The sequence below is a fragment of the Finegoldia sp. P1-F-LS genome, assembly GCF_052932205.1.
In genome coordinates this window covers 56,539-68,810 of the sequence record NZ_JBRFJH010000004.1, presented here as the reverse complement: position 1 = coordinate 68,810, position 12,272 = coordinate 56,539, and the positions used below count along the sequence as shown (strand labels likewise).

Sequence of the window (12,272 nt, the reverse complement as noted above, 5' to 3'; positions counted from 1 at the left end):
ATAGTATGATTACTGTAACTATTGATGGAAAGGTAATTCAAACTGATAAACCCAAATTCATTATTGAATTAGCGAGAGAAAATGGGATTGATATTCCGAATTTATGTTACGATAAAAATTTGGATGTAGTGAGTGCATGTAGACTTTGCTTGGTAGAGATAGAAGGTAGCAAAAAATTAATGACAGCTTGCTCTACTTTGGCAAAAGACAACATGGTTGTTCATACAAAAACTGATAGGTTAATTAAGCATAGACAAAGAATTCTTCAAATGTTGTTAGATTCTCATCCGAATGATTGCTTAACTTGTCAAAAATCTGGTGAATGTCAATTGCAAAAATATTCTTATGAATATGGCGTAAAATTCAGAGAACATGACGGAGCAAGAAGAGAAAAGTTAGTAGATGATTCTTCACCATATATCATTAGAGATGATAGCAAGTGTATATTATGTGGTAAATGCGTAAGAACTTGCAATGTCATGGATGATAGAAAAATCCTTAACTTCTCAAATAGAGGATATGAAACAAGAATTAATTTAGATATTAATGATACATTTGAATCTTCTTATTGTATTTCTTGTAATAGATGCGTAGTAGCTTGTCCAGTAGGAGCATTGATGGATAAGAGGGCTATGAATTTAGGAAGAAAATGGGAATTAGAAACAAAGAAAGTTCAATGTAAAGTATGCGAATACGGTTGTGAATTTGAAGTTTTGAGAAAAAACGGCAAGAATATTGCACTAAGAGCATTAAGCCCAGAAAATGGCAGACCACTTTGTTTAAAGGGTAGACTAACTACAGAACTGTTAAACGTAGATAATCCAAAACAACCTTACAAAAAAATTGGCGGTGAATTTGTTGAAGCAAGCTGGAATAATGTATTAGGTTTGGATAAGATTTTGAAAAAAATAGAAAAAATAGATAATAAATAGGTGAGATAATGAATAGAGAACAATTAATATCAATTATAGACGATGCTGTAAACAGAGAAGACGATTCATATACATTTTACAAAGATGCAGCTGAAAAAGCAGAAGATCCACAAACAAAAAGTCTTTTTGAAAGACTTAGTAAAGAAGAATTAAAACATAAAGATTACTTACAAAAATTCTTAGAAACAAAGGCAGAAACAATTAAAATTGATGATAGCGAAGACTATAATTTATCACAAGACATTGATAGACCAAGAATGACTACAGAAATGAATTTTACAGATGCTATCAAATTAGCTATCAAAAGAGAAGAAGAAGCTATGCAATTATATGCTGATATAGCAAACTCTTGCCTAGATAAAGCTGAAAAAGATATTTTTGCTGGTTTATCTAAAATGGAGAAAATGCATAAAACTGAACTAGAAGAAATATTTTTAAATGTAGGATTTAACGAAGTTTGGTAGGTGTAATATGTTAAATATAAATATTGATGGTATTGATATTCAAGTTGAAGAAAATACCACTGTATTAGAAGCAGCGCATAAAGTTGGAATTGATATTCCAACATTATGCCACGATAAATACCTGAGCGAATTTGGCGGTTGTAGAATGTGTTTAGTTGAGATAGAAGGATCAAGAAAACTTCAAACATCATGTTCTACTATGGTCAAAGACGGGATGGTAGTTAAGACAGAAACTGATCGTTTAGTAAAAACTAGACAAAATATACTTAAACTTTTGATGATGAATCACCCTAAAGATTGCTTAACTTGTTCAAAAGTTGGTAATTGTAGATTACAAGATTTGTGCTACAGATATGGTGTTAAAAACCCTGAAGTATTAGGCAAATATGGTAATTATGACATAGAAGTTCAAAATCACGAAGTTGATGATAGCAATCCATTGATTTTTAGAGATCAAAATAAATGCATTTTGTGTGGAAAATGCGTCAGAGTATGTGAAGAAGTTCAATGTACACATACAATAGATTTTAAAAATAGAGGATTTGATTCTTATATTTCTACAGCTTTCGATCTTCCTTTATCTAAAGAAAACTGCCGTATGTGTGGACAATGTATAAGCGTATGTCCAACAGGGGCATTAGTTAACAAACAATTAAAAAATACTAGACCTTGGGAAGTTGAAAAAGTTAAGACAACTTGTCCATTCTGTGGAACAGGATGTCAATTCAACTTAGTTGTAAAAAATGGAAAAGTTGAGGGTGTTGAACCATGTGATGGTTACGTAAATCAAAACTCGCTTTGTATAAAAGGTCGTTTCCATACAGATATGATTCATTCAGACGAAAGATTGACTTCTCCATTAATCAGAAAAAATGGTGAATTAGTTGAATGTAGCTGGGATGAAGCAATAGGTTATGTTGGAAACAAATTAAGAGATATAAAGATGGAATTTGGTCCGGATTCAATAGCTGGTCTAAGTTCTGCAAGATGTACAAACGAAGATAACTTTGTATTCCAAAAAATGATGAGAGCAGCGATAGGAACGAATAACGTCGATCACTGCGCTAGAACCTGACACGCTCCAACAGTTGCAGGTCTTGCAGCTACATTAGGAAGTGGAGCCATGACAAACTCTATCGAAGAAATTCTGGGTGCAGAATTATTATTTGTCATTGGTTCAAATGCTACAGTTGCTCATCCTATTATTGGTAATAAGATGAAACAAGCAGTTAAAAAGGGAACTAAACTTATCGTTGTAGATCCAAGAAGAACTGATTTGGCAGAAGAAGCAGATATTTGGTTAAGGTTAAATCCTGGTACTGATGTATTCTTATTAAATGCTATGATGAAAGTCATCATAGAAGAAGGATTAGAAGCCAAAGATTATATTGAATCTCGTGTTGAAAACTTTGAAGGCTTGAAGAAAACTGTAATGAAATACGATTTGGATGATGCTGAAAAAGTTACGGGTGTGGACAAAGAATTAATAAGACAAGCCGCTTTGTTATACGCAAAGACTAAAAAAGCTGGTATATTCTATACATTAGGTATTACTGAACACACTCATGGAACAGAAAACGTAATGAGCTTGGCAAATTTAGGTATGTTAACAGGCCATGTTGGTATTGAGTCTGGTGGAATTAACCCTATCAGAGGTCAAAACAACGTACAAGGCGCATGTGATTTGGGTGCTTTACCTAACACATATCCTGCTTATGCAAAAGTTACTGATCCAAAAGCTCGTGAATTTTTCGAAAGCGTATGGAAGACTCCTTTGAGTCCAAATCTTGGATATCAAATTCCTGAAATGTTTAATCAAGCAGTTAAGGGAAATTTAAAGGCGATGTATATAATGGGTGAAGATCCTGTTTTATCAGACCCAGACGCAAATCACGTTAAGAGAGCTTTGAATAATTTAGATTTATTAGTTGTTCAAGATATATTTATGTCTGATACTGCAAAGCTTGCGGATGTTGTATTCCCAGCAACTTGCTATGCAGAAAAGGACGGAACTTTTACAAATACTGAAAGAAGAGTTCAAAGGGTTAGAAAAGCTGTTGCTCCTCCGGGACAAGCTAGAAATGACTGGTCAATTTTGTGTGATGTAAGTAAAATCATAAATCCAAATGTATTCTTCGGTTATGAAACAAGTGAAGATGTGTTTGAAGAAATGAGAGTAACTATGCCAAGTTACAGAGGTATGACTTACGAAAGAATTGACAAAGTCGGATTGCAATGGCCATGTCCTACAACATCTCACCCTGGTACAAAATACTTGCACAAAGGAATATTTGCAAGAGGCCAAGGCCAAATGATGGAAATAGAATACCGACCATCAGAAGAATTGCCTGATGATGATTATCCAATGATTTTAAGTACAGGAAGAATGTTATATCATTACAACATCACTACAAGATACTCAAAAGATTTGGATGGAGTAAGTCCTTATGAACTTGCAGAAATAAATCCAGTGGATGCAGAAAGATTAGGCGTAAAAGATTTGGATACTATTAGAGTAACATCGAGAAGAGGAAGTGTTGTAACTCGTGTTGTAGTAACTGATAAAGTACTACCTAATATGATTTTCATGACATTCCACTACAGAGAATCTCCAATTAATGAAGTAACATCAAATCACTACGATCCAATAACAGGAACTGGTGAATATAAAGTGTGTGCAATTCATGTTGAAAAAGTTGATTTGCATCCAGATCATGAGGATACAATTCAAAGATTTGTTAACATGGCAACTTTAATATCAGATGAACACAAAAAAGATAAAAAAGTAATATAACCAAACAAAAAAAGATCTCAGATTTTATTATCTGAGATCTTTTAAATTGCGATTATTTTAAAATATTTTCAATCAATTTTAGCAATTTGTCGTTTGATTGTTCATCCAAAATGCAAAATCTAAAAAAGTATTCATTCAAGTTATTAAATGAGGCACAGTCTCTTATGATAAGAGCATAAGGAATTAGTTTTTCTCTTAAATCATGTGCGGTCATTTTTTTATCCAATATTTCGCATAACACGAAATTTGATTTTGAAGGATACACTTTCAAGCAATCTATCTTTTTCAGAGTAGATATCATTTTTTCTTTTTCACGATTAATAAATTCGAACACTTTTTTGTGGTAATTAGTGTCTGTGAACATCTCGCCACCAAGAATATCAGCGAAGATATTTATATTCCACAAATTGGTGTGCTTATTTATATCATCGTAAAGTTTTTTGTTTCCAGTTATACCGTATCCCAATCTTATTCCGGCAGCTGCGAAAAATTTTGATGTGGAGCGTATAACAAGTAGGTTATCACATGATTGAGTTAACTTAACTGCTGAATACTTGTCTACATCTGAAAACTCAACATAAGTTTCATCTATCATGAAATAGCAATTACTTGATTTAATTAGATTTTTAAGTTTTTCGTTTTCAATAGCGTATCCTGTTGGATTGTTGGGATTAGTTAATATTACAAGACTTACGTCATTTTCTTTTATCATTCTCGTTAATTTCTCACAATCTATTGCGAAATCATTTGATTTATCCAAATCATAAGAAATTATATTGGAGTTGATTTTATTAAGTTCCCTTTCATATTCTGAATAACTAGGGTTGAATATTATTGCGTTTTTTGGATTGATAAGGGATATAAATGATGAAATCAAATTAGTGCTTCCGGATGTAAGCAAGATTTTGTCTCTTGATACATTGGTGTATTCTTCAATAGATGATAGCAATTGATCGTAATTTGGGTCGGGATAAACTCCGACTTTATTAAGATTTTTTTCAAGCTTAGTCATCGCTTTAGGGCTTGGGCCTAAAGGATTGACATTAGAACTGAAATCCTTGATTTCATCTATATTAAATCCGTATTCTTTTTGTATTTCAAAAAGATTTGCTCCGTGAGATGATTTCATTATTTTCTCCTTATAAAATGTTAATACCTCTTGTTTTATCTAACAATATTGAGATGGATTCTTCTCTATTTATGTGGTGAATGAATTCACTCATCAATTCACTCATATCTACAGCGTGGAACCATTCTTTATTTTTAATTGATTCTGGTACGTAAGTTAAGTTTGTAGAATAAACTCCGTTGATAAATCCTTCATTGTACATTTGGTCAAATTTGTCAGGGCCTTCAGTAAACAATGCGAAGCTTACTGCGCAGAATATTCTCTTAGCGTTTTGTTTTTTCAATTGTTTTGCAATATCAATAACAGATCCCCCAGAAGCAATCATATCATCTACGATTAAAATATCTTTTCCATCAACTTCACGTCCGATGTATTTGTGTTCGATTATAGGGTTCTTGCCGTCTACTACTTTAGTGTAATCACGTCTTTTGTAGAATAAACCTATATCTTGTTTTAAAATATTTGAATAGTAAATTGCTCTATCCATTGCGCCTGTATCTGGTGAAATTATAATCATGTCTTTTTTGTCTAATTCATCAGTAGTTATTTCTTCTTTTTCTAGGAAATAATTAACTATTTCTGCTGTAGGATAGATGTTTTCAAATGTCATCAATGGGATTGCGTTTTGGACGTTTGGATCATGCACATCGAATGTGTAAATTCCATCTACTCCCATGGATTCTAATTCTTGAAGTGCCATTGCACAATCAAGTGATTCTCTTGATTTACGTCTGTGTTGACGAGATGAATATAAAAGAGGCATCATTACATTGATACGAGAAGCTTTTCCATTGATTGCGGAGATTACTCTTTTGATATCTTGGAAGTGTTCATCTGGACCAATTATAGTTTGTTCACCAAACATATTGTACTTCAATCCATAATTTCCAACGTCTGATATGATTAAAATATCACGACCTCTAACTGATTCATCGATTGTAACTTTTCCTTCGCCGTTACTAAATCTGGATTCTGTTATTTTTAATAAATAACTTTGTGTTGCACCGTTTTTTTTCATTAAAAGTTCGTCAACCTCTTTTGCCAAACCTTCAATGTTTTTCATAGCTATGATTCCAAGTTCTCCGTATGGAAACTCTTCAAATTTTGATTCTGACATAAGTCCTCCTTAAATACTACATTATATATAAAGAATATCACAAACGATTTACGTATTCAAATTTAAATAATGCAAACTATTTGATATAATCGGATAGGAAAGGTGTTTTATAAATTATGGAAAATAATGATGAAAAATTCATGATAAAAGCTATCGAACAAGCGAGGATTGCATTTGATTTGGATGAAGTTCCAGTTGGATGTGTTATTGTAAAAAATGGCGAAATAATTGCCCAAGCCTATAATAGTGTGGAAACAGATAACAACGCTACAATGCATGCAGAATTAAAAGCTATCAATCAAGCAACACAAGTTATTGGAAATTTTAGATTAGATAATTGCACTATGTATGTGACATTGGAGCCTTGTGTGATGTGCACTGGAGCTTTGGTGTATTCTAGAATACCAAAAGTTGTGTTCGGTGCTTTTGATAAAAAAAGAGGAGCTTGCGGATCTTTGCTATCATTAAATGATTATGAAGGTCTCAATCATAAAATAGAAGTAAAAAGTATTATGGAAAAAGAGTGTGTGGAACTAATGCAAAGTTTTTTCAGGAGGATTCGTGAAAAAAATAGAAATAAATAGATTAAGTGATTATTTGAAAAAAACATACGGCACGAAAGTTTACAAGTTGCCATTAGATGGTGGGTTCAGTTGTCCTAATAGAAAAAATTCTAACGGTTGTATTTTTTGCTCTGAAAGTGGTTCTGGTGAATTTACTTTTAATGAGTATTCGATCAAAGACCAAGTTGAATTGCAAATAAAAAGATTATCTGAAAAGAAAAAAGCTGACAAATTTATTGCGTATTTTCAATCATTTACCAATACTTACAAGCCTTTAAATGAACTTAGAAAAATCTATTCAGATGCTATTGAAAATGAAAATGTACTTGTGCTTGATATTGCAACAAGAGGAGATTGCTTAGATGATGAGAAGATACAACTTTTGAGTGATATCAATAAAGAGGTTGATGTTTGGGTTGAAATGGGACTTCAATCTACAAAAAAGTCTACGGTAGAATTAATCAATCGTGCTTATAGCAATGAAGTTTATTTTGACATGGCAAAAAAACTAATGGATAATGGAATAAAAGTTATATCACATGTAATCGCTGGACTTCCTTATGAAACTGAAGATGATTTCTTGGAAAGTGTGTATCAAACACAAATACACGATATTTGGGGAATCAAAATTCATTCATTATATATACAAACAGATTCAAGGTTGTACGATTATTATCGAAAAAATAAATTTAAAATTTTAACGATGGATGAGTACACTGATTGGGTCGTTGATAGTTTCAAAATTTTAAATGAAGATACTGTTGTGCATAGAATGACTGGAGATGCTTACAAGCCAAAACTTTATCTGCCTAAATGGTCTTGTGATAAATTGAAAGTAATTTCTGAGATAAATAGTAAAATTAAAACATATAATACATAAAAAAATTTATTGAAGTTTTTGTGCTTTTGAAATATACTAACTTAGTATAGGAATATGGAGGGAATAGCACAATGAAAATCCACATGGGATTAGATGTAGGTTCAACGACTGTCAAACTTGTCATTATCAACGAAAACTACGAAATTTTATTTCAAGAATACACTAGACACCGTTCTGACATCGAAGAAACTACCAAAAATGTTCTTAGACAAGCATACGATTCACATCCAGAGTTCAAAAACAGCGATTGTACAATCATGGTCACTGGAAGTGGCGGAATGTATGTTGAAGATAATTTAAATATTGAATTTATACAAGAAGTTGTAGCAGGAACTACAGCTATAAAAAAATATATTCCCAATGCCGATGTATGCATTGAGCTAGGGGGAGAAGATAGTAAAATAACTTATTTAAAAGGAAACGTAGAGCAAAGAATGAACTCCATCTGCGCTGGTGGAACTGGAGCATTCATAGACCAAATGGCGGCTTTGTTAAAAACAGATGCATCTGGTCTTAACGAATTAGCTAAGGATTACAAGAAAATATTTTCGATTGCAAGTAGATGCGGAGTATATGCAAAAACTGACATTCAAGCTTTGATTAATCAAGGAGCAACAAAAGAAGACATGGCTGTGAGTGTATTCCAATCTGTTGTAAATCAGACAATATCAAATCTTGCATGTGGAAGACCTATTGAAGGAAACATCGTATTTTTGGGTGGACCACTTTATTTCTTATCGGAATTAAGAAACAGATTCATCACAACATTAGATGATGGGGTGAACACATTCTACAGCCCTGAAAATGCGCAAGTGTTTGTAGCATTGGGAGCAGCCATTGCATCAATGAATGAAGAATCTATAAAATACGAAGAATTGTTAAACAAATCTTATGACAAAAAGCAAGAAATTAGCGATGAATTGATACTCGAGCCGTTATTTAAAAATGAGAAAGAAAAAGAAGAATTTTACGAAAATCACAAGAAATCTAACGTAAAATTCAAAAACATTGATGAGGTAGAAGGAAACTTATACTTGGGGATAGATGCGGGTTCAACTACTAGTAAAATTGTAGTAATTGATGAAGACTGCAACATCGTTTATGATTTTTATGCAAATAACCAAGGTAATCCACTCGATTTAGTAAAGGAACAGTTATCTGTAATTTATTCCAAATTAAACGAAAATCAAAAAATCGCAAGCAGTGGTATCACAGGTTATGGTGAAGATTTTATAAAACAAGCATTATCAGTCGATTTTGGAGAAGTAGAAACAATCGCACATTTGACTGCTGCAAGATATTTTGATCCAGATGTTGATTTCGTTTTGGATATTGGCGGTCAAGACATGAAAGCAATGCATGTAAATGACGGAATAATTGACTCCATTCAATTAAATGAAGCATGTTCTTCAGGTTGTGGATCGTTTATTGAAACATTTGCTCACAGTTTGAATTTATCGGTACAAGAATTTCAACAAAAAGCCCTTGAATCGGAAAATCCTGTAGATTTAGGTTCAAGATGTACAGTTTTTATGAATTCGAAAGTAAAACAAGCGCAAAAAGAAGGCGCTAGTGTCAGTGATATTGCAGCAGGTTTATGTTATTCAGTAATCAAAAACGCAATCCAAAAAGTTATCAAACTTAGAGATCCATCAAAATTAGGTGAACATATCGTAGTTCAAGGTGGTACATTCTACGGGGATGCGATTTTAAGAGCGTTCGAAAAAATCACAGGCAAAGTTCCAACAAGACCGAACATTTCAGGTCTTATGGGAGCTATGGGGATGGCTTTGATTGCTAAAGAAAAATCAACAGGATATTCCACGATTTTATCAGAAGATGAACTTGAAAAATTTGAATACACTCAAGAACAAGCTGAATGTAAATACTGTTCGAACCATTGTAAATTGACTATAAACAAATTTGCAAACGGCAAGAAATTTGTAACTGGAAATAGATGCGAAAGAGGAGCTGGAATTAGTCTTGATAAAAAAGACAAGCTTCCAAATATGTACGATTACAAAAACAAGAGATTGTTTGGTTATAAGAGCATTCCAAAAGATAAAGCAAGAGCAACTGTAGGAATCCCTAGAGTGTTGAATATGTACGAAAATTATCCTTTCTGGCATACATTCTTCACAAATTTAGGATACAGAGTTGTATTGTCATCTAAATCATCAAGAGAAATCTACGAAAAAGGAATTTCCTCTATTACAAGTGAAACATGTTGCTATCCTGCAAAATTAGTTCACGGCCATATTGAAGATTTATTAGAAAAAAATGTCGATATGATATTTTATCCTTCAGTATTTTTCGAAAAACAAGAATACGATAAGGCGAATAATCACATCAACTGTCCAGTTGTTACTGGTTATCCAGAAGTTATTAAAAATAATGTCGATGGATTGAAAAATACAAAATACTTCAACCCATTCATCTCATTCCAAGATAAAAACAAATTAAAAACGAGACTTATCGATGAATTAAAAGAGCTTAGTCTTTCCGATAAGGACATTTCTAACAGTGTTGATAGAGCATGGGATGAACTTGAAAAATACAGAAAAGATGTAAAAGTTGAAGGCAAGAAAGCTTTGTCCAAGATTCGCGAAATGGGTAAAAAAGCAATTGTATTAGCTGGTAGGCCATATCATGTTGATTCGGAAATTAACCACGGAATTCCTGAACTTATCACTTCATTAGGTCTTGGAGTTCTATCAGAAGATTCTATAATTGATTACGATGACGATGTAGATAGTGATTTGAGAGTATTGGATCAATGGGTATATCACTCAAGGCTTTACAGAGCAGCAGAAATTGTCGGAAACAGTGAAGATTTGGAAATGGTGCAGCTAAATTCATTTGGTTGTGGAATTGATGCTGTAACTACAGACCAAGTTAATGAAATTTTGTCTGCAAAAGGAAAAATCTACACTGTATTAAAAATCGACGAAATAAGCAACTTGGGAGCTGTAAAAATCAGAATAAGATCGTTGATACAAGCACTTGAAAAGAAAAATTTCATCCCAAATGTGAAAAAATCATATCATGTAGAAAAAGTTGAATTCACTAAGAAGATGAAAGATGAATACACAATTCTCGCACCGCAAATGGCGCCTGATCACTTCGAAATAATGGAAGCACTTTTCAAAGCTAGTGGTTACAAGGTAGAATTTTTGAAAGATGTTAATTCAAAAGTTATAGACGAGGGATTGAAGTATGTAAACAACGACGCTTGTTATCCTTCAATTACTGTTGTTGGTCAAATGATGGAAGCTATAAATTCTGGAAGATATGATACTAACAAACTAGCTTTGTTAATGAGTCAAACTGGTGGAGCGTGCAGAGCAAGTAACTACGTTGGTTTCATAAGAAAAGCACTAAAAGAAGCGGGATACGAAAATATTCCTGTAATTGCTATTTCTTGGCAAAATATTGAAAAGAACGAAGGATTTAATCTTTCTCCATTAGTATTACAAAAAATGATAGTTGCTGTTTTGTATGGAGATTTGATAATGAGATTATCAAACTTTACTAGAGCTTACGAAAAAGATAAACAAACTGATGCTCTAAAACAAAAATGGATTGAAGAATGTCAAAAGAGAGTTTTGAAATCAAGTTCAAAATTATTCAGACAAACAGTCGATGAAATCATTGAGGATTTCTCAAAAATAGAATTATTGGATATCCAAAAACCAAAAGTTGGTATTGTTGGAGAAATTCTCGTAAAATATCTTCCTCAAGCCAATAATAATTTACAAGATTTATTAGAAAAAGAAGGTTGTGAAGTTGTAATGCCTGATTTGACAGATTTTGTACTTTACTGTTTGAGAAACGAATACCACAAAGGAAATTTCTTATCAAAATCAAAATTCACAGGATTTATGTGCAACATGGGCGTAAATTTGATTGAACATTACAGAAAATACATTAGAAATCAATTAATTAAATCTAAATTTACTCATCCACTAAAAATACAAGAACTAGAAGATTACGCACAAGAAGTTGTATCGCTTGGAAATCAATACGGTGAAGGCTGGTTGTTAACTGCAGAAATGATTGAATTAATTCACATCAACGCCAACAACATTGTATGTATCCAACCATTTGGTTGCCTTCCTAACCATATCACAGGAAAAGGCGTTATCAAAAGAATTAGACAATTGTATCCGCAAGCAAACATCATTCCAATTGACTACGATCCTGGCGCAAGTGAAGTAAATCAAATTAACAGAATCAAACTTATGCTTTCACAAGCAAAAGAGAAAATTAATAATTAAAACTTACAAAAAATCAAAATTAGTGTAAATTTTCATTGTTTTTGATATAATTAAATAAGTGTATGACAAAGCACCGGTTAATCCGAGTGCTTTGTTCATTAAGATATATTTGGAGG

Annotated in this window: 7 protein-coding genes and 1 pseudogene; 6 read left to right on the top strand and 2 right to left on the bottom strand. The window is 32.7% G+C overall.

What is annotated here, in order from left to right; translation table 11 throughout:
• The first annotated feature begins 5 nt into the window (after positions 1-5).
• The 3 genes and pseudogenes from ACU68Y_RS04745 to fdhF all read left to right on the top strand — a co-directional run.
• Positions 6-932, top strand: a complete 927-nt coding sequence (locus ACU68Y_RS04745; RefSeq protein WP_002837246.1) for a 2Fe-2S iron-sulfur cluster-binding protein — start codon at positions 6-8, stop codon at positions 930-932.
• Between the two features lie 8 nt (positions 933-940).
• Positions 941-1,396 (top strand): ferritin-like domain-containing protein, encoded by a 456-nt coding sequence (locus ACU68Y_RS04740; RefSeq protein ID WP_002837310.1) that lies wholly within the window; start codon positions 941-943, stop codon positions 1,394-1,396.
• A gap of 7 nt (positions 1,397-1,403) precedes the next feature.
• Positions 1,404-4,094, top strand: a pseudogene (gene fdhF / locus ACU68Y_RS04735) (formate dehydrogenase subunit alpha); the annotation flags it as partial.
• Between the two features lie 148 nt (positions 4,095-4,242).
• Here fdhF and ACU68Y_RS04730 read toward each other — a convergent pair.
• Both ACU68Y_RS04730 and ACU68Y_RS04725 read right to left on the bottom strand, forming a co-directional pair.
• The gene (locus tag ACU68Y_RS04730; protein ID WP_446755621.1) at positions 4,243-5,319 is read right to left on the bottom strand and encodes a pyridoxal phosphate-dependent aminotransferase; all 1,077 of its coding nucleotides are present in this window, start codon (positions 5,317-5,319) and stop codon (positions 4,243-4,245) included.
• A gap of 10 nt (positions 5,320-5,329) precedes the next feature.
• The gene (locus ACU68Y_RS04725; protein WP_002839913.1) at positions 5,330-6,436 is read right to left on the bottom strand and encodes a ribose-phosphate pyrophosphokinase; all 1,107 of its coding nucleotides are present in this window, start codon (positions 6,434-6,436) and stop codon (positions 5,330-5,332) included.
• Positions 6,437-6,552: 116 nt separating this feature from the next.
• On the opposite strand from ACU68Y_RS04725, the gene tadA reads away from it, so the two are divergent.
• The 3 genes from tadA (at position 6,553) to ACU68Y_RS04710 (ending at position 12,156) form a co-directional block, all read left to right on the top strand.
• A complete protein-coding gene (gene tadA, locus ACU68Y_RS04720; protein ID WP_002841174.1) occupies positions 6,553-7,020 on the top strand; it encodes a tRNA adenosine(34) deaminase TadA in 468 nt (155 codons plus the stop codon).
• Positions 6,998-7,879: a TIGR01212 family radical SAM protein gene (locus ACU68Y_RS04715; protein ID WP_446755622.1), complete on the top strand. Its 882-nt coding sequence runs from the start codon at positions 6,998-7,000 to the stop codon at positions 7,877-7,879. The genes tadA and ACU68Y_RS04715 overlap by 23 nt, the downstream gene beginning before the upstream one ends.
• Positions 7,880-7,950: 71 nt before the next feature.
• Positions 7,951-12,156 (top strand): acyl-CoA dehydratase activase-related protein, encoded by a 4,206-nt coding sequence (locus ACU68Y_RS04710; RefSeq protein ID WP_446755623.1) that lies wholly within the window; start codon positions 7,951-7,953, stop codon positions 12,154-12,156.
• Positions 12,157-12,272 lie beyond the last annotated feature (116 nt).

Excerpts from the sequence above, each read along its gene's own strand:
- ACU68Y_RS04725 (WP_002839913.1), bottom strand. The coding sequence starts at position 6,436 with ATGTCAGAATCAAAATTTGAAGAGTTTCCATACGGAGAACTTGGAATC.
- ACU68Y_RS04730 (WP_446755621.1), bottom strand. The coding sequence starts at position 5,319 with ATGAAATCATCTCACGGAGCAAATCTTTTTGAAATACAAAAAGAATAC.
- tadA (WP_002841174.1), top strand. The coding sequence starts at position 6,553 with ATGGAAAATAATGATGAAAAATTCATGATAAAAGCTATCGAACAAGCG.
- ACU68Y_RS04745 (WP_002837246.1), top strand. The coding sequence starts at position 6 with ATGATTACTGTAACTATTGATGGAAAGGTAATTCAAACTGATAAACCC.
- ACU68Y_RS04710 (WP_446755623.1), top strand. The coding sequence starts at position 7,951 with ATGAAAATCCACATGGGATTAGATGTAGGTTCAACGACTGTCAAACTT.
- ACU68Y_RS04740 (WP_002837310.1), top strand. The coding sequence starts at position 941 with ATGAATAGAGAACAATTAATATCAATTATAGACGATGCTGTAAACAGA.